Annotated in this window: 24 protein-coding genes and 1 pseudogene; 14 read left to right on the forward strand and 11 right to left on the reverse strand. The window is 70.0% G+C overall.

The window, feature by feature from the left end; translation table 11 throughout:
• Window positions 1-300, reverse strand: a pseudogene (locus D8670_RS16920) (7,8-didemethyl-8-hydroxy-5-deazariboflavin synthase subunit CofH); the annotation flags it as partial.
• 196 nt (window positions 301-496) lie between these two features.
• Here D8670_RS16920 and thrC point away from each other — a divergent pair.
• Window positions 497-1,756, forward strand: coding sequence for a threonine synthase (gene thrC / locus D8670_RS16925; RefSeq protein WP_121819310.1), 1,260 nt, complete (start codon window positions 497-499; stop codon window positions 1,754-1,756).
• 124 nt (window positions 1,757-1,880) lie between these two features.
• Here thrC and D8670_RS16930 read toward each other — a convergent pair whose 3' ends face one another.
• The gene (locus D8670_RS16930) at window positions 1,881-2,918 is read right to left on the reverse strand and encodes an LLM class flavin-dependent oxidoreductase (RefSeq protein ID WP_121819311.1); all 1,038 of its coding nucleotides are present in this window, start codon (window positions 2,916-2,918) and stop codon (window positions 1,881-1,883) included.
• 160 nt (window positions 2,919-3,078) lie between these two features.
• Window positions 3,079-4,719: an N-acyl-D-amino-acid deacylase family protein gene (locus D8670_RS16935; RefSeq protein ID WP_121819312.1), complete on the reverse strand. Its 1,641-nt coding sequence runs from the start codon at window positions 4,717-4,719 to the stop codon at window positions 3,079-3,081.
• Between the two features lie 128 nt (window positions 4,720-4,847).
• On the opposite strand from D8670_RS16935, the gene D8670_RS16940 reads away from it, so the two are divergent.
• Window positions 4,848-6,080, forward strand: coding sequence for a Zn-dependent hydrolase (locus D8670_RS16940; protein ID WP_121819699.1), 1,233 nt, complete (start codon window positions 4,848-4,850; stop codon window positions 6,078-6,080).
• A gap of 110 nt (window positions 6,081-6,190) precedes the next feature.
• Here D8670_RS16940 and phnE read toward each other — a convergent pair whose 3' ends face one another.
• From phnE to npdG, 4 genes are all read right to left on the reverse strand, one after another.
• Window positions 6,191-7,081, reverse strand: a complete 891-nt coding sequence (phnE, locus tag D8670_RS16945) for a phosphonate ABC transporter, permease protein PhnE (RefSeq protein ID WP_121819313.1) — start codon at window positions 7,079-7,081, stop codon at window positions 6,191-6,193.
• A complete protein-coding gene (locus D8670_RS16950; protein WP_121819314.1) occupies window positions 7,074-7,883 on the reverse strand; it encodes a phosphonate ABC transporter ATP-binding protein in 810 nt (269 codons plus the stop codon). The genes phnE and D8670_RS16950 overlap by 8 nt, the downstream gene beginning before the upstream one ends.
• Window positions 7,880-8,785, reverse strand: a complete 906-nt coding sequence (gene phnD / locus D8670_RS16955; protein WP_121819315.1) for a phosphate/phosphite/phosphonate ABC transporter substrate-binding protein — start codon at window positions 8,783-8,785, stop codon at window positions 7,880-7,882. The genes D8670_RS16950 and phnD overlap by 4 nt, the downstream gene beginning before the upstream one ends.
• 81 nt (window positions 8,786-8,866) lie before the next feature.
• Window positions 8,867-9,535, reverse strand: coding sequence for an NADPH-dependent F420 reductase (npdG, locus tag D8670_RS16960; protein ID WP_121819316.1), 669 nt, complete (start codon window positions 9,533-9,535; stop codon window positions 8,867-8,869).
• Between the two features lie 225 nt (window positions 9,536-9,760).
• Between npdG and D8670_RS16965 the strand changes: the two genes are divergently transcribed.
• The 8 genes from D8670_RS16965 (at window position 9,761) to yqeB (ending at window position 18,726) form a co-directional block, all read left to right on the forward strand.
• Window positions 9,761-10,297, forward strand: coding sequence for a (2Fe-2S)-binding protein (locus D8670_RS16965; RefSeq protein WP_121819317.1), 537 nt, complete (start codon window positions 9,761-9,763; stop codon window positions 10,295-10,297).
• Window positions 10,290-12,737, forward strand: a complete 2,448-nt coding sequence (locus D8670_RS16970) for a xanthine dehydrogenase family protein molybdopterin-binding subunit (RefSeq protein WP_121819318.1) — start codon at window positions 10,290-10,292, stop codon at window positions 12,735-12,737. Before D8670_RS16965 ends, D8670_RS16970 begins: the two co-directional genes overlap by 8 nt.
• A 363-nt stretch (window positions 12,738-13,100) precedes the next feature.
• Window positions 13,101-13,646 carry a (2Fe-2S)-binding protein gene (locus tag D8670_RS16975; RefSeq protein WP_121819319.1) on the forward strand — a complete coding sequence of 182 codons (546 nt, stop codon included), beginning with the start codon at window positions 13,101-13,103 and terminating at the stop codon, window positions 13,644-13,646.
• A complete protein-coding gene (locus tag D8670_RS16980; RefSeq protein WP_121819320.1) occupies window positions 13,643-16,108 on the forward strand; it encodes a xanthine dehydrogenase family protein molybdopterin-binding subunit in 2,466 nt (821 codons plus the stop codon). The genes D8670_RS16975 and D8670_RS16980 overlap by 4 nt, the downstream gene beginning before the upstream one ends.
• A 68-nt stretch (window positions 16,109-16,176) precedes the next feature.
• A complete protein-coding gene (locus D8670_RS16985; protein ID WP_121819321.1) occupies window positions 16,177-16,548 on the forward strand; it encodes a DsrE/DsrF/TusD sulfur relay family protein in 372 nt (123 codons plus the stop codon).
• Window positions 16,545-16,898: a DsrE family protein gene (locus D8670_RS16990; RefSeq protein WP_121819322.1), complete on the forward strand. Its 354-nt coding sequence runs from the start codon at window positions 16,545-16,547 to the stop codon at window positions 16,896-16,898. Before D8670_RS16985 ends, D8670_RS16990 begins: the two co-directional genes overlap by 4 nt.
• Before the next feature lie 2 nt (window positions 16,899-16,900).
• Window positions 16,901-17,146, forward strand: coding sequence for a DsrH/TusB family sulfur metabolism protein (locus D8670_RS16995; RefSeq protein WP_121819323.1), 246 nt, complete (start codon window positions 16,901-16,903; stop codon window positions 17,144-17,146).
• Window positions 17,143-18,726, forward strand: a complete 1,584-nt coding sequence (gene yqeB / locus D8670_RS17000) for a selenium-dependent molybdenum cofactor biosynthesis protein YqeB (protein ID WP_121819324.1) — start codon at window positions 17,143-17,145, stop codon at window positions 18,724-18,726. Before D8670_RS16995 ends, yqeB begins: the two co-directional genes overlap by 4 nt.
• On the opposite strand, the gene selD is transcribed toward yqeB, so the two are convergent.
• Together selD and D8670_RS17010 are read right to left on the reverse strand one after the other, a co-directional pair.
• A complete protein-coding gene (selD, locus tag D8670_RS17005) occupies window positions 18,716-19,744 on the reverse strand; it encodes a selenide, water dikinase SelD (protein WP_121819325.1) in 1,029 nt (342 codons plus the stop codon). The genes yqeB and selD overlap by 11 nt on opposite strands.
• Before the next feature lie 3 nt (window positions 19,745-19,747).
• The gene (locus D8670_RS17010) at window positions 19,748-19,996 is read right to left on the reverse strand and encodes a sulfurtransferase TusA family protein (RefSeq protein WP_121819326.1); all 249 of its coding nucleotides are present in this window, start codon (window positions 19,994-19,996) and stop codon (window positions 19,748-19,750) included.
• 97 nt (window positions 19,997-20,093) lie between these two features.
• Between D8670_RS17010 and yqeC the strand changes: the two genes are divergently transcribed.
• From yqeC to D8670_RS17030, 4 genes are all read left to right on the forward strand, one after another.
• On the forward strand, window positions 20,094-20,870 hold the full coding sequence (yqeC, locus tag D8670_RS17015) for a selenium cofactor biosynthesis protein YqeC (protein WP_121819327.1): 777 nt from the start codon (window positions 20,094-20,096) through the stop codon (window positions 20,868-20,870).
• A gap of 80 nt (window positions 20,871-20,950) precedes the next feature.
• Window positions 20,951-21,997 (forward strand): PLP-dependent cysteine synthase family protein, encoded by a 1,047-nt coding sequence (locus D8670_RS17020; RefSeq protein WP_121819328.1) that lies wholly within the window; start codon window positions 20,951-20,953, stop codon window positions 21,995-21,997.
• Window positions 21,998-22,033: 36 nt separating this feature from the next.
• Window positions 22,034-22,678, forward strand: coding sequence for a nucleotidyltransferase family protein (locus D8670_RS17025; protein ID WP_121819329.1), 645 nt, complete (start codon window positions 22,034-22,036; stop codon window positions 22,676-22,678).
• A gap of 332 nt (window positions 22,679-23,010) precedes the next feature.
• Window positions 23,011-23,820 (forward strand): GNAT family N-acetyltransferase, encoded by an 810-nt coding sequence (locus D8670_RS17030; RefSeq protein WP_162994340.1) that lies wholly within the window; start codon window positions 23,011-23,013, stop codon window positions 23,818-23,820.
• A gap of 16 nt (window positions 23,821-23,836) precedes the next feature.
• Here the strand turns inward: D8670_RS17030 and D8670_RS17035 are convergent, their stop codons facing one another.
• Complete coding sequence (locus D8670_RS17035) at window positions 23,837-24,076, reverse strand: DUF2061 domain-containing protein (RefSeq protein WP_121819331.1); 240 nt, start codon at window positions 24,074-24,076, stop codon at window positions 23,837-23,839.
• 254 nt (window positions 24,077-24,330) lie between these two features.
• The gene (gene ade, locus D8670_RS17040; protein ID WP_121819332.1) at window positions 24,331-25,995 is read right to left on the reverse strand and encodes an adenine deaminase; all 1,665 of its coding nucleotides are present in this window, start codon (window positions 25,993-25,995) and stop codon (window positions 24,331-24,333) included.
• Window positions 25,996-26,101: the final 106 nt, after the last annotated feature.

The raw sequence follows: 26,101 nt of genomic DNA on the forward strand, positions 1-26,101 counted from the left end.
GCCGGTGTTGCACGCCGTCGTCACGTTGTTGTTCAGGTTCGCGACGAACGTCACCTCCTCGCCGACCTCCTCCGCGCGGCGGCGGTCCGCGGCCTGCAACACCGCCTCCTTGCGCTCGTGGTCGATGCCGGGCGACTCGGTCCCCGTCGCGAGGAGTTCGACGCCGTCGGCGACGGAGAGGCGCTCGCCGTCGCGGGCCTTCGCCAGCGCGTTCTCGAACGACTGGTCGGTGTCGGGGAGGTGGACGTACTCCGTCCGACCGGACGGTCCCGTGACCGCCGACCGAAATGCGTTGGACATGCGACGGAGATGCGCACGCTCCACGATAAACCTGACCTCCGGCGGAGCGCCACACATTTGCCACGCCGAGATTGCGACGAAATGTGTCACGTGTTCACACCGTTTACGGGGCGAAAACGGCCCTCGCCCGGCGGTGAGCCCGTTCCCGCGCGCGGCGGCATATGGTTTTTAGTACCGGCCACGCCTGTTGGTCCGTATGGCGATGGAGCACGTCACCACGTTAGAGTGTACTATTTGCGAGAAGGAGTACGATCCGGACCAGATAATCTACACCTGTCCCGAGCACGAGGGGGTCAAGGGCATCCTCGAGGTCAAGTACGACTACGACGTCATCCACGACGAGTTCGACGCCGATCTCGACGGGAACATCCGGAGCCAGTGGAAGTACGAGGCGTTCCTGCCGGTCGACGACGACGCGGACGTCGTCACCCTCAACGAGGGCGGGACGGACCTGTTCGACGCGCCGAACCTGAGCGAGGAACTCGGCGTCGAGACGCTCGTCAAGGACGACGGCCGCAACCCGACGGGTTGTTTCAAGGACCGCGCCAGTTCCATCGCGGTGACGAAGGCGCGTCACGCCGGCCGCGACATCATCACGTGCGCGTCCACGGGGAACGCCGCCGCCTCGCTCTCCGGGTACGCCGCGCGGGGCGGCCTCGACTGCCGCATCTTCGTCCCGGGCGACGCGCCCGCCGGGAAGCTCGCCCAGCCGCTCGTGTACGGCGCCGACGTGCTGGCGGTCAACGGGTCCTACGACGAGGCGTACGACCTGAGCGTCGAAGTCACCGACGAGTACGGCTGGTACAACCGCAACGCGGCGATCAACCCCTTCCAGGTGGAGGGGAAGCGGACCGTCGGCCACGAGCTCGCCGAGCAGTCGAAGGTCCGCGGCGAGGTGCCCGACTGGGTCGTCTTCTCGATGGGCGATGGCTGCACCATCGCGGGGGCGTGGAAGGGCTTCAAGGAGTTCTACGACCTCGGCTACGTCGACGACTACCCGAAGATGCTCGGCGTGCAGGCCGAGGGCGCGTCGGCGATCCACGACGCGTTCCAGGGCCACGAGGACATCGACGACATCGCGGAGACCCTCGCGGACAGCATCGCCGTCGGCCGCCCGCGCAACACGATCAAGGCCTGCCGCGCACCGCAGCAGAGCGGCGGCGACACCCTGCTAGTCTCCGACGAGGAGATCCTCGAGGGCGAGAAGCTCCTGGGGAGCACGGAGGGCATCTACTCCGAGCCCGCGGGCGCGACGCCGGTCGCCGGCGTGAAGAAGGCGCTCGAGCGGGGCATCATCGAGGAGGACGAGACCGTGGTCGTCGTCTCCACCGGCTTCGGGCTGAAAGACACCGAGAGCGCGAAGAAAGCGACCGGCGATGTCAACCGGATCGACCCCGAAATCTCCGAGGTCGAGGCGCTGTTCGGCGGGGCAGAGGCCCCGGCGGCCGACGACTGACCGCGGCGCCGACGAGCCGACGGGCGGACTATTTTTCGCGGCGACCGAGCGAACGGGCGTCGCTGTTCGGCGTCGGACGCGGAGGGTGAACGTCGTCGGAGAAGTGAAGCCGCGAGCCCGTCGTCTACAGGTAGCCGTCGGCGAACTCGTCGATCATCAGTTCGCGGTCGTCGCCGAGGGGGTAGAGGATGGGGCACTGGCAGCCGTTCTGCGCGTACTCGCGGACCTTCTCGCGGCACTGCTCGGGCCGACCGCTAGCCGTCAGCTTGTGGACGACCTCGTCCGGGATGAGGTCCATCCCCTCCTTGATGTCTTCCTTGTCGGCCGGCCACCCGCCGATGGCCTCGCCCACCTCGTCGATGAGGTCCTGGCTGACGCCGCTTGCCTTCATGATGTGGGGCTGCTGTCCGAGGTACTGCGTGATGAGTTCGCGCGCGTTGTCGAGGGCCTTCTCCTCGTCGTGGTCCATCGAGCAGACGACCAGCTGCGGGCGGTCGATGTCCTCCAGCGAGCGGCCGCCGCGCTCCGCGCCGGTCTCGAGCGCGTCGAGCGCCTTCTGATTGTACTCCGGACTGACGAGGTAGTTCAGCAGCGCCCCGTCCGCGAAGTGACCGGTGAGTTCGAGCATCTTGAACCCCGTCCCGCCGACGTAGACCGGGACCGTTCGCGGCCCGGAGTCGCCGTGGACGACGTCGAGCTCCACGTCGCGCATCTGGACGAACTCGCCGTCGTAGGTGACGTTCTCCATGTCGAGCAGGTCCTGTGTCACCTCGACGCACTCGCGCATCGCGCGGAGAGCGCCGCTGCGGTCGATCCCGACCTTCTCCGCCAGCGGGTCCCACCAGGCCCCGATCCCGCACTGGATCCGGTCCGGTCCCGCGAGCTCTTCCAGCGTGCTCATCGTCTGCGCGATGAGCGCCGTGTTGCGCGTCCAGTTGTTGATGACGCCCGTCCCGAGCTTGATCTCGTCCGTGACGGCGGCGTACGCGCCGAGCGGCGTGATGCCGTCGCGCGCGAGTCGGGACTCGGCCTGCCAGATCTCGTCGATGCCCTGTTCCTCCGCGTACTGGACGAGTTCGAGGTTCTCCTGTAGCGAGTGCTTATCCTGCAGGTAGATGCCCACACGGTCGCCTCTGTCGAACACCTGTTTGCTATCGCTCATTGGGAATCCGTTCGGAAGTAACGCGACACCCGATAAATAAGTATGGGTGGGGAACACATGGCCCACGGCGCGGCGGCCGCGAGGCCGCTACGGCTCGATTTGCGACGGTTGTGGGCGCGTGTGGCGATGTGGCGGGACGGAGCGAGCCGCGCCGGGACGACTACTCGTCGGCAGACCGGTCGAGCGACGGTCTGGCGTCGCCGCCCCACTCGTCGGTCGACCGCAGCACGTCGCCGTTGCGCTCGCCGGTCGCCTCGCCGTCCTCGACGGCGACGCGGCCGCCGACCAGCACGTACTCGAAGCCGTCGGTGAGCTGGAAGGGGTCCTCGTAGGTGGCGTTCGCCGACACGGCGTCGAGGTCGAACGCGACGAGGTCCGCGACGTAGCCCTCCTTCACGTAGCCCCGGTCCCGCAGGCCGAGGATGTCGGCCGGGCGGCCGGCCGCCTTGTGCACCATCAGCGAAGGCGACAACACCTCTCGGTCGCGGACGTACCGTTCGAGGATGCGGCCGAACGCCCCGATGGCGCGCGGGTGGGGCTTCCCGCCGAAGATGCCGTCCGTGCAGAAGGTCCCGCGCTCGTCCGCGAGGTAGCGCTCGATGTCCCCCTCGTCCATCACGAAGTCGGCCATCGTCACGTCGAGGTCCTCGGCTATCAGCAGGTCGCACATCGCGTCGACCGGGTCGGCCCCCCGCCGTTCGGCTATCTCCTCGATCGTCTCGCCCTGACAGTCGCCGCTCGCGGTCCGGGTGATCAGGATGTTGTCCCACGTCCCGGCCGCCCGGGCGAGGTTCTCCCAGTCGCCGGGGGCAGCGATGTCCTCGGCGATCCGCTCGCGGTCCGCCTCGCTGCGGAGGCGGTCGACGATGTCGTCGGCCTCGCCCTGACGCGCCCACGGCGGCAGCAGCGCGGTCAGCATCGTCGATCCGGCGGTGTACGGGTACTGGTCGAAGCTCACGCGCTGGCCGCGGGCCTCCGCCTCGTCGAACAGTTCGACGACCTCTTCGGACTTCCCCCAGTTCTGCTTGCCGCCGACCTTCAGGTGGGAGACGTGGGCGTGACAGCCGCCGCGGTGACAGAGGTCGAGGTAGCGCTCGATCGACTCGACGACGCGGTCCGTCTCGTTCCAGACGTGGGAGATCATAAACGAGTCCCGCTCGGCGAGCGTCTCCGCGAGGGCCTCCAGCTCCGGCTCCCGGCCGTAGGAGCTCGGCGGGTAGATCATCCCCTTCGACAGCCCGAACGCGCCCCCGTCGATGGCCGCTTCGAGTCGCTCCCGCAGGTCGGCGACCTCGTCGTCGGAGAGCTCGCGGTCCTCGAAACCGGCGACGTGCGACCGGAGGTTCCCGTGGGGCGCGTAGTGGACGGCGTTGACCGCCGGGGCCGCCTCGTCGAGCGCGTCGAGGTACTCGGCGACGGTGTTCCACGGCCATTCCCGGCCGAGCGTGCCGTCGAGCGACTGGATGCGCTTCGCCCACTCCGACTGCAGGTCCTCCGGTACCGGGGCGACGCTGACGCCGTCCTGTCCCAGCACCTCCGTCGTGATCCCCTGGGTGAGCTTCTCCTCCGCGACGGGGTGCTCGAACAGCCGCAGGTCGGAGTGCGCGTGCATGTCGACGAACCCCGGCGCGAGGTACGACCCGCCGAGGTCGACCTCGCGGTCCGCGCCGGCGGGGTCGTCGCCGACGCGCTGGATCCGACCGTCGTCGACGAGCACGTGGGCGGTGAACGCCGCCCCGCCGCTCCCGTCGAGAACGCGGGCGTTCCTGAACTCGATAGAGTCCGTGCTAACTGAGGGCATGTATCGTGACTCGTGGATCGGAGGTTTTGTTCTTTCGGTCGGTTGCGCGGCGTGTGGCCCGTGTGTCGGATCGTTTCCCAGGACACCCAGCCGGAATGTTGAAGTTCGGCCCCGCGGTGGATCGTCGCATGGTGGACGTTACTGTCGACGAGCAGCGATTTCGCCGCCGGTTCGACGACTTCAGCGAGATCGGCGCGACCGAGCGCGACGGCGTGAACCGCCCCTCCCTCTCCGACGAGAACAGGGAGGCGAGAGACACCCTCGTCGAGTGGTTCCGGGAGGCCGGGCTGGAAGTCAGCATCGACGAGATGGGGAACATCTTCGGGCGGCGCGAGGGGGCGGACCCCGACGCGGACCCGGTGATGTTCGGCTCCCACATCGACAGCCAGTACAACGGCGGCCGCTACGACGGCGTGATCGGCGTCCTCGGCGGGCTGGAGGTCGTCGAGGCGCTGAACGACGCGGACGTGACCACCGACCGCCCGCTCGAAGTGGTCGCGTGGAGCAACGAGGAGGGGGTGCGGTTCCAGCCGGACATGCTCGGCAGCGGCGTGTTCTGCGACCAGTTCGACCTCGACTACGCGTACGAGCGCGAGGACAAGGACGGGAAGACGTTCGGCGAGGAGCTGGAGCGGATCGGCTACAAGGGAGACGAGCCCTGCGAGCCCCGCGACCTCCACTGTTACTTCGAGATGCACGTCGAGCAGGGGCCGTTCCTCGAACAGGAGGACACCCCGGTCGCGGCGGTCGAGGGCGTGTTCGGCTTCTCGTGGATGAACGTCACCTTCGAGGGGCAGGCGAACCACGCCGGGCCGACGCCAATGAACATGCGCCGCGACGCGTTCGTCGCGACGGCGGACGTGACCGAGAGCGTCCGGCGGATCACGGCGACCGAAGGGACGGACCTCGTCGGCACCGTCGGCAGCGTCGACGTGTGGCCGAACGCGATCAACGTGATCCCCGAGCGAGTCGAGTTCACCGTCGACTTCCGCTCGTACGACGACGACACCGTCGACGCCGCCGTCGAGCAGATACAGCGGGAGATAGCCCACGCCGCCGAGCGCGAGGGGCTGGAGTACGAGTTCGAGGAGATCATGCGCGTCGACGCCGACCCGTTCGACGAGGGCTGCATCGAGACGGTCGTCGAGGCCGCCGAGACGGTCGGCTGCGAGTACACGCGCCTCGTCAGCGGCGCCGGCCACGACGCGAACTACCTCAACAAGATCGCGCCGACGAGCATGATCTTCGTGCCGAGCGTCGACGGGATCAGCCACCGCGAGAGCGAGTACACCGAGTGGGAGGACATCGTCACCGGCACCGAGGTGCTCCTCGAAGCGGTCCGGAAGCGCGCGGCCGAGTGACGGGCGGGCCGTCGGCGACGGGCGCTTTGCTGTCTCTCTTCTGTCGGTCGTATGGTCGCGGTGAAGTTCGCGGCGGGACGCGAACCTTCACCCCGTTACGCCGCCCGCCGTCAGGTGAGCCGCTGGCGGAGCCGACTGGCCAGCGCGTCGCCGAGGGCGACCAGCGCGAAGACGGCCGCGATCGCCGTCACGAGTTTGGGGTACTGGAGCCGCTGGATCGTGATAACGAGGTAGTAGCCGATGCCGCCCGCGCCGACGAAGCCGAGGATCGTCGCCGAGCGAATGGTGCACTCCCAGCGGTACAGCGTGTAGGAGGCGACCGTCGCGGTCACCTGCGGGACCATCCCGTGACAGACCGCCTGGAACCGGGTCGCGCCGCTCGCGGCCACGGCCTCCGTCGTCCGCGGGTCGGTGTCCTCCAGGAAGTCCGCGTAGAGCTTTCCGAGGACGCCAGCGTTGTGGACGCCGAGCGCGAGCGCGCCGGCGAAGGGGCCGAGGCCGACCGCGGTGACGAAGAGGAAGCCCCAGACCAGCCCCGGCACCGAGCGCAGGAAGCTGAGGAGGAACCGGCTCCCGCCGGCGACCGCGCGGCCGACGGCCCGGCGGGTGCCGGAGGCGTCGGCGTACAGCGGCCCGCGGTGAGTGACCGGCGCCGCGCTCAGAAGCGCCAGCGGGACGGCCAGCACGACGGCGAGCGCGGTCGCGACGACGCTGATCCCCAGCGTCTCGACGACCGCCCAGAGCAGGCCGTCCCTGGCGGACCGGCCGAGGAGGTAGTCGCGGCTGACGTCGGGCGGGATCCCCTCGGCGACGAACGCCGCCATCTGCTCGCGCGCCCCCGGCGAGACCAGCGCGGCCGCGTCCACATCGACGACCCACGCCGAGAGCAGGACGAGGAGGGAGCCGCCTAGGAGCCAGCCGAGCCGCCGCTTCGAGAGGACGCCCGCGCCGGCGTCGCGCTCGAACGCCGGTGCCGGCCGGTTCGGCGCCCCGTCAGACATGCCACTCTGGCTCCTTCGCGGGGTAGTCGGTCGTCGCCGCGAGTGCTGGCTCACGGTCCGGTCGGGCGTCCCGGTCCGGAGTAGACGCCCCCGCCGCGAACAGGTCAGCGAGCAGGTCGTCGGTCACCTGAGCGGCCGGTTCGTCGAACAGCACGCGGCCGTCGGCCAGTCCCACCACGCGGTCGTAGCGCTCCAGCGCCAGGTCGACGTCGTGCAACACCGTCAGGAGCATGCGGTCGCCGGCGACCGCGTCCAGCACGTCGAGGACGTTCGACCGCGACGCGGGGTCGAGGTTCGCCGTCGGCTCGTCGGCCAGCACCGCCGGCGCGTCCTGCGCTGCCGCGCGGGCGAGAGCGACCCGCTGGCGCTCGCCGGCGCTGAGCCGGTCCGCCCGCACGTCGGCCTTCCCGCGAAGGCCCACGGCCTCCAGCAGTTCGAGGGCCGGACCGGGGTCGCTCGGCACCAGCGGTTCGAGCAGGCCGCGCCACCACGGCAGATCGCCGACCCGCCCGCTGAGGACGTTCGACAGCGCGGTCCGCCGGTCGACGAGCGTGTCGCCGCCGTAGGCGAGCGCGACCTCGGCGCTGGTCGCGGGCTCGCCGTCGAAGGTGACCCGGCCGGCGTCAGGACGGACCGAGCCGTTGGCGATCCGGAGCAGAGTGGTCTTGCCCGCGCCCGATGGCCCGACGAGCGCGACGCGCTCGCCGCCCTCGATCCGGAGGGAGACGTCCCGCACCGCTGGCTCCCCGTCGAAGGCCTTGCTAACGCCGTCGAACCGGAGTTCGTGCTCGGCGTCGGTCATCGCCCTTCCCCCCCGTCCTCGTCGAGCAGCCCGGCCATCTCGACGCCCTCGTTCAGCGACGCGAAGTCGTCGTGACTCGCGGGGACGTACTCGTCGACGTTCTGCTCGTCGAGGATCGCCGTCCGGTCGCGGTCGTCGAGTTCCGTGAACGCCTCGCGGATGCGCCGAGTCCGCTCCGCGTCGACGGAGGGGGCGACGGCCCACGGGTAGTCGGGAAAGCCCGGCGTGCGCCACAGTTCGACGACCTCGTTGCCGACGTCGCCCCGCTCGACGAGCGCGTCGTAGATGCGGGCGTTCAGCGCGCCCACGTCGCCGCTGCCGTTGCCGATCGCCTTCGCCGTGGCGTCGTGCGCGCCGACGTGCGTGGTCGAGCCGAAGTCCTCGGGCGCGGTGTCGTACTCCGTCCGGAGGTAGTAGGTCGGCATCACCGTCCCGCTCGTGCTGATCGGGTCACCGAAGACGAGGTCGTAGTCGCCGGGCGCGGCCGCCGCGTCCGACAGGCTCGACAGGTCCGTCGAGGCGTGGGCGACGAACGCCGACCGCCACTCCGTCGACCCATTTCGAGCGCCGACGGCGACGGGTTCCGCGCCGGCGCGGTGGTGGGCGAGGACGTAGGAGACGCCGCCGAAGTAGGCGAGGTCCACCTGCTCCGCGGCCATCGATCGGACCATCCCGGCGTAGTCCGCCGACGTGCTGAGGTCGACGGTCGCGTCGAGGCGGGACTCCAGATAGTCCGCGAGCCCGGTGTTCTGGCTTATCGCGGTGTCGGGGTCGACGTCGGGGACGACGCCCATCCGTATCGTGGGAGTGCTCGACCGGCCGAGGCAGCCGCCAGTCAGGAGCGTCCCGCCGACGGCGGCGAGGTAGGACCGGCGGCTAGTCGGGTAGCGCGTCCGCGCCATACGCCCACATACGACGGCCCCGAAATAACGGTTCGGGTCGACACAAGGCGGGGACGGCGACCGGCCGAGAAGGAGAGGCGCTTACTCGAACCGGACGCCGAGGTCGTGCATCCCGTCGTTGTTCATCGCGAGGTTGATCAGAAGCGGCGTCACGCTCTCGACGACCCCGCTGTTCGCGAGCGGACCGCCGTCCAGCGCCCGGATCCCCTCCACGTCCTCGGCCACCCGCCTGACCGTCCGCTTCGCGTCGGCGTCGTCGCCGGTGACGACGACGTCGGCGTTCAGGTCGTTGTCGAGATCGCTGAGCGCGCCCGCCGCGAGGTTCTGGAACGCGCCGACGACCGGCACGTCGTCCGGCGCGACCGCCGCGATGGCCTCCGCCACGGTTCCCTCCGCGGGCGGGTCGTAGTGGAACCCCGACGCGTCCCTGTCCATGCTGACCGCCGGGCTGACGAGGACGTCCTCGTCGTCGAGGACCGGCGCGACCGCTTCGACGGTGTCGGGGGCGTACTCGGGCGGGACGCTGACGACGACGACGTCGGCCAGTTCCGCCGCCGTCTCGTTGCCGTAGCCGGCGACGTCGGGGGTGACGCCGCGGTCTTTCAGCAGCGAGTAGTACTCGTTCGCCTTCTGCTCGGCCTTGTCGGACTTCCGCGAGCCGACGATGACCGAGTGGTCGGAGTCGCGGGCCCAGCGTAGCGCGAGCCCTTCGCCGATGTCACCAGTTCCGCCGAGGAGTGCGATCTCCATGGGGGAAACGATCCGGGGAGGCGTTCAAAACGTTATCGTCGGACTCGGACCGCCACGCCGCGGCCAACGGGCCGGCAATCGTTTGGCAAGCCTGTGTGGGACGCGTGGGGGCCGCGCGCGGCGTCGTGTGCGAAAGTGACCCATAGATATATGTGGCGCTGAGACCCACTGTTCGACCACGACGGGCGCGTGTCAGACGCGCCGAAACCTAACGGAGGAATTACCGTGGAAATCCAACTCACCATCAACGACGAACCGACGAGCGCGGAGGTCGGTCCCGACGACGACCTGGCGACGGTACTGAGACGGAACGGCTACACCGGCGTGAAGTGCGGCTGCGACGGCGGCGTCTGCGGCGCGTCGAAGGTGTTCGTAAACGACGAGGTGCGCATGGCCTGCGGCGTGGACGCCCGCGACGCGGACGACGCGGAGATAGAGACGATCGAGAGCCTGGGGAGCCAGGACGACCTCCACCCCATCCAGGAGGCGTTCGTGGACCACTTCGCCGTGCAGTGCGGCTTCTGCATCCCCGGGATGATCATCGAGGCGAAGTCGCTGCTCGCGGACAACCCGGACCCCTCCGAGGCGGAGGTCCGCGAGGCCATCGACGACAACCTGTGTCGATGCACCGGCTACCAGAAACCCGTCGAGGCGATCCTCGACGCGGCCGACCGACTGCGGGACGACCGCTCGGTCGCGGCCGACGGCGGTCCCGAGGCCGGGCCGACGAACGGCGCCGACGACGGTGATACCGATGACTGACGAACCGACAGACCCCAAGCCCGACGGCGGTACCGCGTCCCAGCCGACGACCGAGGAGCCGGACGACTTCGAGGAGCACCCGCTCGAGTGGGACGAGCCGGCGAACAACGACAAGGCGCCCGACGAGCGAAAGAGCGTCTCGCAACCGGCCGAGAAGTTCGACGACCGGAAGCTCGTCACCGGCGAGGCGAAGTACACCGCGGACTACGAGGAGCGGTTCCCGGACCTGGCGCACGCCCAGGTCGTGCGGAGCGAGGTCTCGCACGGCCGCGTCACGGCGATCGACACCGACGCGGCCGAGGCGATGGACGGGGTCCACGCCGTCCTCACGCCGTGGTCCGACGAGGTCCCGGACGCGAAGTACACGAGCGCGGGCCAGTCGTACCCCGAGCCCAGCCCGTGGGACATGAACGTGCTCAACGAGCACGTGCGCTACGTGGGCGATCCCGTCGCCGCCGTCGCCGCGGAGGACCGGGAGACGGCGGCGGCCGCGGCCAACGCCGTCGAGGTGGAGTACGAGGAGTACGACCACGTGGTCGACCCCGAGGAGGCGTTCGACGAGGACGCCCCGCAGCTGTTCGATCAGGACGAGGTGGAAAACGAGATCGTCGGCCACGACTACGACCGCAACCGGATGTCCAACATCGAGGGCGAGATCGGCGACGTGGACGCCGCCCTCGACCGCGACGACGTCCACGTCCACGAGACCGAGTGGGAGACGATCCGCCAGTCCCACGCGCAGATCGAGAAGCACACGTCGCTCGCCTACACCGACGAGGACGACCGCACGGTGCTCATCACCAGCACGCAGGTGCCGAACCACACCCGCCGGCAGCTGGCGCACCTGTTCGACATCCCGATCCGGGACGTCCGCGTGAAGAAGCCCCGCGTCGGCGGGGGCTTCGGCGGCAAACAGGCAATGGTCGTCGAGCCGATCCCGCTCGCGCTGTCGCTCGCGGCCGACCGACCCGTCATCTACGAGGCCTCCCGCGACGAGGAGTTCGGCGCCATGCGCTCGCGCCACCCGATGAAAGTCCGGGCGCGGACGGCCGTCACGGACGACGGCGAGATCGAGGCCATCGACCTGTACGCGCTCTCGAACACGGGCGCGTACGGGAGCCACGGCATGACGGTCGCCGGCAACGTCGGCAGCAAGCCGATGCCGCTGTACTCGAAGGTGCCGAACGCCCGCTTCGAGGCCGACATCGTGCACACGAACACGCCCCAGACCGGCGCGATGCGGGGCTACGGCGCGCCGCAGGGGACGCTCGCGCTCGAAGGCCACCTGGACGAGGTCGCGCGCGACCTCGATCTCGACCCGATCGAGTTCCGTCGGGACCACTACATGGAGGTCGGTGACCTGGACGAGATCGCCGGCATGATGGGCGGCGAGGGCGCCGAACGCCGGATCCGCTCCTGCGGGCTCGACGAGTGCATCGAGCGCGGCAAGGCGGCGATCGGGTGGGACGATATCGACCAGCCTGAAGAGGACCACCTGCACCGCGGCGTCGGCATGGCGCTGTCGGCGCAGGGGACCGGCGTCGCCGGCGACGAGCTCGGCGCGGCCCAGATCATGATGAACGAGGACGGATCCTTCCACCTCCAGGTCGGCGGCGTCGACATCGGCACCGGTGCGGACACGGCGTTCATCCAGATCGCCGCGGAGGTGCTCGGCTGCGACGAGGACGACATCATCGTCAAGTCCTCTGACACCGACAACACGCCGTTCGACTACGGCGCGTACGCCTCCTCGACCACCTACATCAGCGGCATGGCCGTGAAGAAGGCCGCCGAGGACGCCAAGGAGCGCATCCTCGACTGGGCGTCGCGGATGCTCGACGAGCCCGCGGGGAACCTGGAGACGGAGGACGGCGAGGTGTACAGCGAGGAGACCGGCGACTCGGTCACGATCGAAGACGTCGGCTACGAGTCGGTGTACGGCCACGACGACCGCGAGCACATCCTCGGGAAAGGCACCCACTCCACGGAGGAGAGCCCCCCGCCGTTCGCGGCGCAGTTCGCCGACGTCACCGTCGACGAGCGGACGGGCGAGTTCGAGGTGCACAAGCTGGCGGTCGCGGTCGACTGCGGCGTCGCGATCAACCCCGGGATGGCCGAAGGGCAGATCGAAGGCGCGAACCACATGAGCTACGAGATGGCCGTCAGCGAAGGGGTCACGGTCGACGACGAGGGGCGCGCCGAGGTATCCGACTTCGACGAGTACGGCCTCCCCTCGGCGTCGGAGACGCCGCCGATCGAGAGCATCCTCGTCGAAACCCACGAGCCGACCGGCCCGTTCGGCGCGAAGTCCGTCGCGGAGGTGCCGACCAACACCGTGCCGCCCGCGCTGAGCAACGCCGTCCGCGAGGCGGTCGGCGTCCGCATCAACGAGATGCCGATCACCGCGGAGAAGATCAAGGCGAAACTCGACGAGCGGTAACCCGCGGCACTTCTCCCGTCGTTCTCGACACTGCAGTGGCGCGTCGTGTCCGCGTGTGACGTTTGGCGCGCTCGTGGCGATCGGACCAACCGTTTGCCAACGTCTGTTTGCTCGTCGGGATCGCGGTTCGGACGGCGGGACACCACAGTTATCAGATACTATTTATTTCCGTGTCCGGACTGAGCTGGGAGATGGAAAGGCGTGTAGTTTCGGCGCTCTGAGCGGTTGAAATAGCCATTTTCTCCGGGGGAGCTCTCACCCTTCGTATTTTATTCCATATAGTTTCAGTAAAAAACCTCGATAACTATTAAGGCGACGGCGGAGATAGACGCTACAGAGAGACTGCCTATCAAGGTGAGCGTCATGCAAATCGAAATAGATCTCAACGGAGAACGACGGACGTTCGACGCGGCGAAGTCGGACGTCCTGCTGGACGTGTTGCGTCGGAACGGCTACACGGGCCCGAAGCGGGGGTGCGACACGGGGGCGTGCGGCTTCTGTACGGTGCAGATAGACGGCGACCCGGCGATGTCCTGCGTTACGCCGGTCGCGAAGGTCGACGGGGCGTCGGTAGAGACGATCGAGGGGCTGGGCGACCAGAGCGACCTCCACCCCATTCAGGAGGCGTTCGTCGACAACTCGGCGCTCCAGTGCGGCTTCTGCATCCCGGGGATGATCATGCGCTCGAAGGCGCTGCTGGAGGAGAACCCGGACCCGACGGAGACGGAGGTGCGGGAGGCGCTCTCGGACAACCTCTGTCGGTGCACCGGGTACAAGAAGATCGTCGAGGCCGTGCTCGACGCGGCGGACCGGATGGACGGCGACGCACCGGTCGCGGCCGACGGCGGGCGGGACCCGGTCGACTGCGCGGCCCCGCAATGCCCACACGTGGACGGTGATGCGGAATGAGCGACGCGGAGGAGACACAGGAACGTAACGACGGACCCGTCGGCGAACGGGCGGAGGAGGAGGCCGCGGAGACGGACGCGTTTCCGGGGGACGGCGAGGGCGAGAGCGAAGTGCCGGAGGACGAGCGGACACCCCGCGAGGATCGGGACCACCTGACCGAGGACGTCGAGAAGGACGACGCCCGGAAGATCGTCACCGGCGAGGCGCGCTACACGGCCGACTACCGCGAGCGCTTCCCCGACCTCGCCGCGGGGACGGTGATCCGCAGCGACGTCGCCCACGGCTACGTGACCGATATCGACGCGAGCGAGGCCGAGGCGATGGACGGCGTGTACGCCGTGATCACGCCGTGGGACGACGTGGTGCCGGACAAGGCATACTCGAGTTCGGGCCAGTCCTACCCCGAGCCCAGCCCGTGGGACCTGCGCGTCCTCCGGGAGCACGTCCGGTTCGTCGGCGACCCCGTCGCGGCGGTCGCCGCGGTGGACGGGGAGACGGCGGACCGCGCGGCCCGGAAGGTCGACGTGGAGTACGAGGAGCTGGAGCCCGTCCTCGACCCCGAGCGGGCGACTGACCCCGACGCGCCGCAGCTGTTCGACCCCGACGAGGTCGAGAACAAGCAGACCGGCGCCGACTACGAGCGCAATCTCGAATCGCACTTCGAGGGGGAGATCGGCGACGTCGAGCGCGCGTTCGAGCGCGCGGACGACGAGCGGGTGATCGAGACGGAGTGGGACACGCCGTACCAGTCCCACTGCGTCCCCGAGCCCCACACCACGATCGCCCACACGGACGAGGACGACCGGTACTCGTTCATCACGGCCACGCAGGTCCCCTTCCACACGCGCCGCCAGATAGCGCACCTGTTCGACGTGCCGATCCGCGACGTGCGGGTGAAGAAGCCGCGCATCGGGGCCGGGTTCGGCGCGAAACAGGAGATGGCGATCGAACCGATCGCCTTCGCGCTCCACCTGGCGGCGGACCGACCCGTCAAGCTGGAGATGACCCGGCGCGAGGAGTTCTACGCGCTGCGGTTCCGCCACCCCATGGACATGCGGATGAAGACGGCGGTGTCCGAGGACGGCGACATCGAGGCGATGGACCTCTACACGCTGTCGAACTCCGGCGCGTACGGGACCCACGGCATGACCGTCGCGAACAACGTCGGGACGAAGCCGCTCCCGTTGTACCCGCGGGTACCGAACGTCCGGTTCGAGGGGGACGTCGTCCACACGAACCTCCCGATGGGGGCGGCGATGCGGGGGTACGGCGCACCCCAGGGCCACTTCGCGGTCGAGGCCCACATGGACGAGGTCGCGCGCCGGCTCGACCTCGACCCGATCGCCTTCCGCGAGCGCAACGCGGTCCGCGAGGGCGACGTGGACCGGAGCGTCGCCATCCTGAAGGACGGCGACAGGTTCGCCCGCGAGATCCGCTCCTGCGGCCTCCGCGAGTGCATCGAGCGCGGCCGGGAGGCCGTCGGCTACGACGAGATCGAGCAGCCCGAGGCGGACCACCTGCACCGCGGCGTCGGCATGGCGCTCATCGCGCAGGGCAGCGGCGTCGCCGGGCGGGAACTCGGCGCGGCCCAGATCAAGATGAACGAAGACGGATCCTTCCACCTCCAGGTCGGCGGCGTCGACACCGGCACCGGCGCGGACACGATGTTCAGCCAGGTCGCCGCGGAGGTGCTCGGCTGCGAGCCGGAGGACGTCGTCGTCACCGCCGCCGACACCGACCTGACGCCGTTCGACTACGGCGCGTACGCCTCCTCGACCACCTACATCAGCGGCCGGGCCGTCAAGAACGCCGCAGAGGACGCCCGGGACCGGCTGCTGCACTGGGCCGCGAAGCTGCTCGACGAGCCGGCGTCGACCCTCGCCACCGGCGACGGGGAGGTGTACAGCGAGGCGACCGGCGAGAGCGTGACGCTGGAGGAGATCGGCTACGAGGCGACATACGGTCACGACGAGCGCGAGCACATCCTGGGCAAGGGGAACCACTCGACCGACGAGAGCCCGCCGCCCTACGGCGCGCAGTTCGTCGACGTCACCGTGGACGAGGATACCGGCGAGTACGAGATAAACGAGATGGTGTTCGCCGCCGACTGCGGCGTCGCCATCAACCCCGCCCTGGTGGAGGGCCAGATCGAAGGCGGCGAGCACATGAGTCTGGAGTTCGCCACGAGCGGCGGCCTGGAGTTCGACGACGAGGGCAACCCCGAGGTACTCGGGTTCCGGGGGTACGGGATGCCGCGCACGACCGACCACCCGCCGATGGAGACGATCGTCGTCGAGACCCACGAACCGACCGGTCCCTTCGGCGCGAAGTCGATCGCCGAGCTGCCCACGAACGGCGTCCCGCCCGCGCTCAGCAACGCGATCCGCGACGCCGTCGGGGTCCGCGTGACCAGCCTCCCCATCACCGCCGAGAAGGTGAAGGACGCGCTCGACGCGAGATGAGGCCTGCGGGCGGGGAGCCGCACAATCGAACGAACGCTTATTACCGGCGAAACGAATAGAGCCAACATATGGCACACCTGGGGTTTCTCCTCACCGGCGGCCCGTTCGACAGCGAGCGGTGGCGAACGGCGTACGAGCTGGGAAGGGCGGCGCTGGACGAGGGTCACGAGGTCTCGTACTTCCACTACCTCGACGGCGCTCTCGTCCCGGTCGAGGGGCAGTCGTTCCCGGACTGCTCCGACAGCGGCCTGTACACCGAGATGCCGACGGAGAAGTTCCAGGAGCTCGTCGACGACGGCGCCGACGTGATCTGCTGTGGCCTCTGCGTCGACGCGCGCGGCATCGACGCGCCCGACGACTACCCCGAGGGCGTCGAGGTCGGGCTCCTCCCAGATCTGGCGGACATCGTCGGGGAAGCGGACCGGGTGGTCTCGCTATGAAGCGAGACGTCGTCGTGTTGCTGACCAAGGCACCGTACGGCCGCGTTCACGTCCCGGAGGGCCTCCGGGCGGCCCGCGGCGTCGCCGCCGGGTTCGACCAGCACGACGTCACCGTTGCGTTCACGCGCGACGCCGCCTACGCAGCGCGAGCGGCCGTCGACCGGGACGCCCTCAATATGCACGGGCACGTCGCCGACCTGCTGGAGCAGGGCGGGGAGATGGTCGTCGACGCCGCCGCGATGTCGGAGCGCGGCGTCGACCCCGCGGAGATAGCCGACGACGTGTCGGTCCGCTCCGGCGACGAGATAGCGACCATGATCCGAACCGCCGACCGCACACTGGACTTCTGACAATGCTGTACCTGATAGACGAACCAATGGCCGATATCGGACTCCGAACAGCCGCCGGCGACCCGGAAGCCGTCGTCGTCCTGCTACAGGACGGCGTCTACCTGACGCCCGAGATCGACGCGGACCTCTACGCCGTCGAGAAGGACGTCGCCGTCCGGGGCGTCGACCTCCCGACGGAGATCGAGTCGGTGTCATACGACGCCGTGGTGGAACTGATAGTCGAGAACGAGGTGAAGAACTTCGCATGAGCGTGTTCGACCGAGTGACGGAGCTGAAGGAGCGCGGCGAGCCGGCCGCCATGCTGACGATCGTCGAGAAGGACGGGAGCGCGCCCCGGGACGTCGGCGACCGGATGCTCGTCACCGCGGACGACGAGTACGGGACGATCGGCGGCGGAACCGTCGAGCACCTCGCCGTTGAGGACGCGCGAGCGGTGCTCGCGGACGAGGCCGTCCCCGGCGTCAGGACCTACGAGCTCGAACCCGGTGGCAACACCGGCATGGTCTGTGGCGGGTCGATGGACGTCTTCGTCGAGCGGATACGCGGGAGGGCACGGCTCTACGTCGCCGGCGCCGGCCACATCAGCGTCGAACTGGCCCCGCTCGCACAGCGGCTGGGCTACGACGTGACGGTCGTCGACGACCGCGAGGAGTACGCCGACCCCGAGAACTTCCCGGACGCGACGGACGTGATCCACGGGGACTACGGGGAGACACTGTCGGAACTGCCGATGACCGCCGAGACCTCCGTGGCCGTCGCGACCCGGAGCGGGACGTTCGACCGGCGCGCCGTCGCCGCCGCGCTCGACGGCGGCGCGGGCTACGTGGGCCTCGTCGCCAGCGAGACGAAGACGGACCACGTCGTCGAGTCGCTCGCCGAGGAGGGGTACGACCGCCGCGACCTCGCCCGCGTCAGGGCGCCGGTCGGCCTCGACCTCGGCGGGAGCGGCCCGGCGGACGTCGCGCTCGCGATCCTCTCGGAGGTGAACGCGGACCGCTACGGCGCCTCCGGGCGGCGTGCGACGCGGCTGGACCTCGACGACCTCGTCGTGGTCCGGGGCGGCGGCGACCTCGGGAGCGGCGTCGTCTACCGGCTGCATCAGGCGGGGTTCCCGGTCGTGGTGACGGAGGTCCCGCGGCCGACCGTCGTCCGGCGGGCGGTGGCGTTCGGCGCCGCGATGTACGAGGACGAGGTCTCGATCGAGGGCGTCGACGCCCGGCGGGCCGCGGACGTGGACGAGGCGATCGGGGTCCTCGAAGACGACGCAGTGCCGGTGCTCGCGGACCCGGACGCCGCGATCGCGTCGGAGCTCGACGCGGCCGTGCTCGTCGACGCGATCATGGCGAAGGGACGCACAGACACCGGAACGCGCCGCGACGACGCGGACGTGGTTATCGGCCTCGGACCCGGGTTCGAGGCCGGCGAGGACGTCGACGCGGTGGTCGAGACCGACCGCGGGCACGAGCTCGGGCGGGCCATCTACGAGGGGCGGGCGAACCCGTACGACGGAGAACCGGGCGAGCGCCGCGGCTACACGCACGAGCGCGTGCTGCGCGCCCCCGGCGAGGGGCCGTGGGAGCCGGTCGTCGAGATCGGCGACCTCGTGTCCGCGGGCGACACCGTCGGTCACGTCGGTGAACGCGCCGTGAAAAGCGAGATAGACGGCCTCGTGCGCGGGCTCGTCCACGCCGGGCTCGACGTCGAAGAGGGGACGAAACTCGGCGACGTCGACCCGCGCGGCGAGGACGTCGACCCCGCGAAGATATCGGACAAGGCGCTCTGTCTCGGCGGCGGCGCGCTGGAGGCCGTGCTGAAGCTCAGCGACTGATCCGCTCTATCGTCGGGTCCGAGAGCGCGACACCGGATCCCTCCGTGACGCGGCCGACCCGCCAGTAGAAGACGCCGGCGTCGTCGAGGCGCGCTTCGAGGTCGGCGGCGCGCTCGTCAGGGACCGACAGCAGCAGGCCGCCGCTCGTCTCCGCGCTCTCGCCGTCCTCCAGCCCGTAGCCGAACAGCCGGGAGAGCTCCGGGCTCCCCGCCACGACCGGTAGCCGCGTCACCTCGACCCCGACGCCGGAGTTCTCCGCGAGGACCCGGGCCTGCCCGGCGAGGCCGAACCCGGTGACGTCCGTCGCCGCGGTCGCGAGGCCCCGCGCGGCCGCGGCGGCGTCGCGATTCGGGGTCGTCATCCAGGCCAGCGCCTCGTTGCCGATCCGCTCGACGGGCCGGCCCGCGGTCTCCCGCACGAGGTCACCGAACTCGTCGTCGGAGACGCGGAGCGCGCCCATCGCCGACTGCGTCCCCAGCGGTTTCGTGAGGTACAGGCGGTCGCCGGGCGTCGCCCCGCGCGAGGTGAGCAGGTCCTCGGGCGCGGCCGTCGCCGAGACGGCCCCGCCGGCGAAGGGCCACGGGTTCGTGATCGTGTGACCGCCGGCGACCACGCCGCCCATCCGGTCGATGGCGTCGGTGATGCCGGCCAAGATCGCGGGCGCCGCCTCGGTCACCGCCCGCGGGAGCCCGAGGACGACGAGACAGTCGAGGTTCTCCGTCGCCCCGGTCGCGAAGGCGTCGCTGGCGGCGTTGCACGCGGCGACGCGGCCGAAGTCGTACGGGTCGTCGACGATCGGGGTGAAGAAGTCGACCGTCGAGACCAGCGCCAGGTCGTCGGTCAGCCGCCGCGCCGCGGCGTCCTCGCCGACGCCGAACAGGAGCTCGTCTCGGTCCTCGGTCAGGCCCGCTTCCCCGAGCAGCGAGTCGAGTTCGCCCTGGCCGACCTTGCAGGAACAGCCGTGCAGGTCGGCGTACTCGGTGAGGCGGACGGGCCCGTCGTCGGGGGTGTCGGCCATCGATCACCCCTCCGGTATCTCGGCGTCCTCGGTCACCTCGATGTGCAGCTCGAAGGCGTCGCCGTCGCCGCTCTCCTCGGCGTCGGTGACGACGAACCCGCGCTTGCGACACATGCGGCGGAGGTTGCGCTCCGCGGGCGGGTAGTCGCCACGCACTTGGAGTTCGTCGCCCGCCTCCAGTTCGGACAGCTGCTGACGGACGATCAGCGCCGGGCGGGGGCAGATCTCGCCGCGGACATCCACGCGCGTCATGTGCGACCAATACGCGGACCGTTCGCAAAACGGTATCGGCTCGGGCCCCGCAGCGTGCGCCACAAAGGTATTTGTCCCCCGGCGCGGGAGAGGAAGTATGCGACTGTCCGACGCGCTGGAGCTCGGCGACCGGGAGCTCGTCGCGTTCGTCGGGGCCGGCGGGAAGAAGACGGCGATGCGGCGGCTCGCGTCGGAGGGCGACGAGCGCGGCCGCGACGTGGGCTACACGACGACCACGCAGATGCCGCCCCCGCCCGACCTCCCGCTGACGGTGACGGACCTGAACGCGCATCCGTACGCGCTCGCCGAGCGCGAGCCCCCGGTCGCGTTCGCGAGGGAGTGGGTGCGCGACCCGGAGCGGGTCGACCGCAAGGTGCGGGGCTTCGACCCCTCGACGCTGAAGTCGGCGTTCGACAGGGGGACGTTCGACTGGCTCCTCGTGAAGGCCGACGGCGCGCGCATGCGGGAGTTCAAAGCGCCCGGCTCCGGCGAACCGGTCGTGCCGGAGGGGACGACCCGCGTCGTCCCGGTCGCCTCCGTCGCGGCCGTCGGGGAACCGCTCACGGCGGAGGCGGTCCATCGCCCCGAGCGCGTCGCGTCGATCGCCGGGTGCTCCGTCGGCGACACGATCACCCCGGAGGTCGTCGGAGCGGTGCTCGCCAGTCGGGACGGCGGACTGAAGCACGCGCCCGACTCGGCGACCGTCACGCCGGTCGTGAACAAGGCCGACACGCCCGACGCGCGGGAGACCGCGCGGGCGATCCTGGAACGCGCGTTCGAGGGTACTGCCCGGTTCTCGCGGGGGCTCGTGACGTCGTTCGAGGCGGACGTCTGCCTCGCCGTGGACGGCCGCCCGCCCCGTCGACGGGCCTGACCGACGAAGTCCCCCTGTCCGCCGACAGTTCCTGCCGTCACCACGGAATACTTTTGTTTCGCCGGTGAGATCCTCACCGAATGACCGTGAGAGATCCGAGTGCGGACGGCGAGGGGACCCACATCTTCGACTGCATCGGCGACACGCCGCTGGTCGAACTGGAGAACGCGAGCGCGGGCGTCGACGCGACGATCTACGCGAAACTGGAGTTCGTCAACCCGTCGGGGAGCGTCAAGGACCGCATCTACCGCGAGATGATCACCGCCGCGGAGGAACGGGGCGACCTCGACGGCGACACGGAGATCCTGGAGTGCTCGACGGGCAACGCCGGGATCGCCTGCACGTTCGTCGGGACGAGGCTCGGCTACGACGTGACGATCGTCATGCCGGAGGGGATGAGCGAGGAGCGCAAGAAGTGCATCCGAGCGTACGGCGGGACGCTCGTCGAGACGCCGGGCGGCGAGAGCGACGTCGACCTCGCCATGGACCGCGTCGACGAGCTCCGCGAGGAGAACCCCGGCCGCTACTGGTTCCCCAACCAGTTCAGCAACGCGGACAACCCGGCGGCTCACGAGAAGACGACCGGCCCGGAGATCCTCGACCAGCTCGGGGGAGCGCCGGACGCGTTCGTCGCCGGGCAGGGGACCGGTGGGACAGTCACCGGCGTCGGCCGCGCGCTCGTCGACGAGGACCCCGACACCGCGATATACGCGCTCGAACCCGCCGAGGCGCCGCTGCTCTCCTGCAAGCAGTGGGGCACGCACGAGATCGAGGGCATCGGCGACGGGTTCGTCCCGGAGAACCTGGACCCGACCCTCATGGACGGCGTGGTGTCGCTCGAGAGCCAGGCGGCCATCGACAGGGCCCGCTCGCTGGCCGAGTCCGAGGGGATCTTCTGCGGGATATCGAGCGGCGCGAACGTGGAGGGCTGCCGCCGCCTCGCGGAGGAGCGAGAGGACGTCGACGAGATCGTCACGATCATCTGCGACACCGGCCACCGGTACTTCACGACGAAGCTCTTCGAACCCGACCACGAAATCGACGTCCCCGACCGCGACCACCCCCTCGACGACTACTCGAAGGAGGTACTGGCGGAACACCAGGACGACTGGCACATCGTGGAGTAGGAAAAGAACCAGTACGGTTCGCCTCGAAGCGACGGTATGCCCAACGCTCAAAACGTTCGCTCCGACGCCGCGGAGGGAGACCGGAACGACGGGCCGCGCCGGGTGGGCGGCGTGGTGCTCGCGGCGGGGAGGAGCAGCCGCTTCGAGGGCGGGAACAAGCTCCTCGCGGAGGTCGACGGCGTCCCCATCGTCGAGCGCGCGACCCGGACGCTGCGCGAGTCGACCGTCGACGACGTCGCGGTCGTCGTCGGGCACGAGGCGTCGGCGGTCACCGACGCGCTCGCCGGGGTCGACGCGTCGGTTCTCCGGAACGAGAACTACGACGAGGGCCAGAGCACCTCGGTGCGGATCGGCGTCGAACTCGCCGAGCAGGAGGGCTGGGACGCCGTCGTCTTCATGCTCGGGGACATGCCGTTCGTCAGCCCGTCCACCGTCGACGCGGTGCGGGACGCGTACGAGGCGGGCGACGGAACGATCGTCGCCCCCGCGTACGAGGGGAAGCGAGGGAACCCCGTCCTGTTCGGACAGCCCCACTTCGACGACCTCGCGGCCGTCACCGGCGACCGGGGCGGTCGGCGGCTCATCGAGGAGTCCCCGGACGCTGCGCTCGTCGAGACCGACGACCCGGGCGTCACGAGAGACGTCGACTACGAGGCCGATCTGACCGCGTACACGGAGTGACGAGGCACCGGAGCCTCGGATAGCGGTGCGGACGGGGCGACACCGCACCTCTGAGGCCGCCGGCCTGCGATCTCCCTGACACCGGGCGAACCCCGACGAGGCTTGCCACAGATCTGCCAGAGCGTCGACCCACAGTTCCTCCCTTCCCGCCTCACACCGTCCCAGACAGAGAGCGACGCGCGACCGCCGCCGCGGCCCGTGTCGATCGTGTGGCAGCAGACAACCGGATCGACAGACGTTCGGACCGAGATCGCCTGTTTTTGGCTCGGATGGTACTAAGTAGCACAGTCGCGTCCCCACTGTCGAAGGCGCGAGCGGAGGCGTATCCAACCATGGCATCAGGAGAGACCACCGGAAGTTCGAACGGCGAGGCGAGGGCGGTACAGGCGACCGCGGCGGGCGACAACCCGCTGCCGAACGACGCGCAGCGGCGCGTGTACGAGTACGTAGCAGAGCGCGGGCCGGTACGGACCGACCGCGTCCGGCGGGCGCTGTTCCCCGGCGACAGGCGCGCGCTCCGCCAGCACCTGACGATGCTGAAGCGCCAGGGCGTCCTCGCCGAGGACGGCGACCGCGTCAGCGTCGCCGTCGACCTTGAGTATCTCGCGTCCCCGAAGACGGTCGATCCCGCCGGGCTCGACGGGCCGCTTCGGCTCCGGCCGGCGAACGAGGCCGACCGCGCGGAGCTAGTCGAGGTCGTGGAGTCGGTCGCAGGAGAGGGGACACACGTCGACGCGGCGGAGTACGCGGCGGCGCTGTCGGCCCGCGGCGCGCTCCACCGGCGCGACGCGGAGCGCACCCGCGCCGTCTACGTCGCCACCGCCGACGACGCGCTCTGCGGGTGGGCACACGTCGAGGCGTCCGCGAAGTCGCGCCCCCGCCACACGGGCCGGCTCGCGGTCGGCGTCGTCGGGGACCGCCGCGGCGCGGGTGTCGGGACCCACCTGCTCGAGTACGCCACGGAGTGGGCCGCGTCACGTGACTACGAGAAGCTCTACCAGAACGTCCCGCGCTCGAACCAGTCGGGGATCGACTTCCTCACCGACCGCGGCTGGCAGGTGGAGGCGACGCGCGAGGACCACTACCGCCTCGACGGGAGCTACGTCGACGAAGTGATCCTGTCCCGCGCGATCGGCGACTGACGCCCAGAGAGAGGGCCTATTCGGCGACCACGACGCCCCAGGAGATACGGTCCCAGAGCCGCTCGTAGCCGTAGTACGTCCCGGTCTTCACGAGGTTCGCAGCGAGTCCGATGTTCAGCGCGTCGCCGGCGTCGCCGACGACGACCCACGCGACGGCGACGGTGATCAGGAGCATGAGCAGCCGGTAACAGAGAGTCTTCACGATCGCCCGCAGGCGGTTCTGGTGCGGGCGCCGGAACGCGCTTCCCGTGGCCATGCCCACATCTTTCGAAGCGAGGGAGAAAAAAGTAACTCACGGGGATTACTCTACCCCAATTACGAAACTTGTTTCGGTTACACAATCGGCCACGCCCCCCATCCGTTCCCGAACGGCCTGTGTCGATAGCTCGCGGGTGCCGCCGCGACACATCGTCCGCAACCGGTTTGCCACGGCGTTTGCGAGGCCGCGGCGACGTGGCCGGTCGGCGAGAAGAAGGGGCGACTCGATGCGGTCGCCCCGTCGGCGCGGACCTACAGCGTCACGTCGACGTAGCAGCCCGCCTCGACGTCGACGAGCCCGTTGTTCGTGAGCCGCACCTTCGGGATCACCTCGAGCGCCAGGAACGAGAGCTCCATGAGGCCGCTGTCTCGCACGCCGAGCGTCGCGGCCCGCTCCTCGACGGCCTCGAACTGCTCGTACGCCGCCTCTATCGGCTCGTCGGTCATCAGGCCGGCGACGGGCAGCGCGATGGCGGACAGCTCGTCCTCGAGCGGGTCGTACGCGGCGACGCCGCCGTTCAGCTCCCGCAGCCGGTTCGCGACCGTCGCCATGGACGCGTGGTCGGCGCCGGCGACGACGCAGTTGTGGGCGTCGTGAGCGATCGTCGACCCGACCGCGCCCCGCTCAAGCCCGAGGCCGTGGACGAAGCCGCGACCGATCCCGCCGCCCCCGCCGTGGCGCTCGATCACCGCGAGCGAGAGCACGTCCGCGTCGGGGTCCGCGATCAGCGTCCCCTCCTGCACGGGGACCTCGGCGACCATCTCGTCGGTCTGGAGCCCGCCGACGGCGTCGATGACGCGGACCCGCTCGGCGCTCTCGTTGCCGTCGGGTACCGCGATGGCCAGATCCGACTCCGAGACCGGGTCGAAGTCGACCGTCTCGGTCGCGACGTTGGTCGACGGCGGCGACGAGGCGTCGTCCGTGGGGTCGACCTCGCCGTCGACCAGCACGCGGTCGACGTCCCACGTTTCGAGGTCGTCGAGGAGCACGAGGTCCGCCGGCGCGCCGGGCTGGATGCGGCCGAACGGGAGGTCGTAGCTCTCCGCGGTGTTTATCGTCGCCATCTGGACGGCGGCGACGGGGTCGGCGCCCTCACGGATCGCCTTCCGCACCGCGAAGTCGACCCCGCCGTCGTCCACCAGGTCCGTTACCTCGCGGTCGTCGGTACAGAGCGAGAGGCGACGCGTGTCCACCTCGTCGACGAGCGGCAGCAGGTCGGCGAGGTTCTTGCTGGAGGAGCCCTCGCGGAGGTACACGCGGAGGCCGACGTCGGCCTTCTCGCGCGCCTCGGGCAGCGAGATGCTCTCGTGGTCGTTGTCGAGGTACCGCGCGGCCTCCTGCAGCCGCGAGCCGGTGACCCGGGGCATGTGCCCGTCGACGGTCAGGCCGCGCTCCCGCGCGGCCCGGATCTTCGCGTGGACCTCGTCGTCGCCGTCGAGCAGCCCCGGGACGTCCATCACCTCGCCGAGGGCGACGACGTTGGGTTCGTCGAGCAGTTCCGTCACGGTCTCGGCGGGGAGCGTCGCGCCGCAGTCCTGCAGGTCGGACGCCGGGACGCTAGAGGGGACGGTGAACCGCGCCTTCAGCGGCGTGTGCTCGGCGTCGCTGATCACGGCGCGGACGCCGGACGCCCCGACCACGTTCGCGATCTCGTGCGGGTCGTGCACGACGCTCGTCACGCCCCGCGGAACGACGGCCTCCCCGTACCGAGGGAGCGTCACCATGCTCGACTCGACGTGCATGTGCGCGTCGATGAGGCCGGGAGCGACGTAGTTCGCTTCGAGTTCGCGTTCCGCGGGCCGCTCTTCCAGCGCGACCACGGTGCCGTCGTCGATCGCCACGGCTCGGTTCTCCAGATTCCCGGTGTTCACGTTCACCAGCGTCCCGCGGACGAGCGTGTCGACGCGGTCCGGCACTATCCCCACCTCCCGCGAGGCGCGGTCGTGGCCGGCCCGGCGTCGCCGAGACGCCGGCGGCTGCGATCGCCGACTGCCGAGTTGTCGAACTGCATAGTGGAGAGTG

The sequence above is a fragment of the Halostella limicola genome (assembly GCF_003675875.1).
Lineage (GTDB): Archaea > Halobacteriota > Halobacteria > Halobacteriales > Natronoarchaeaceae > Halostella > Halostella limicola.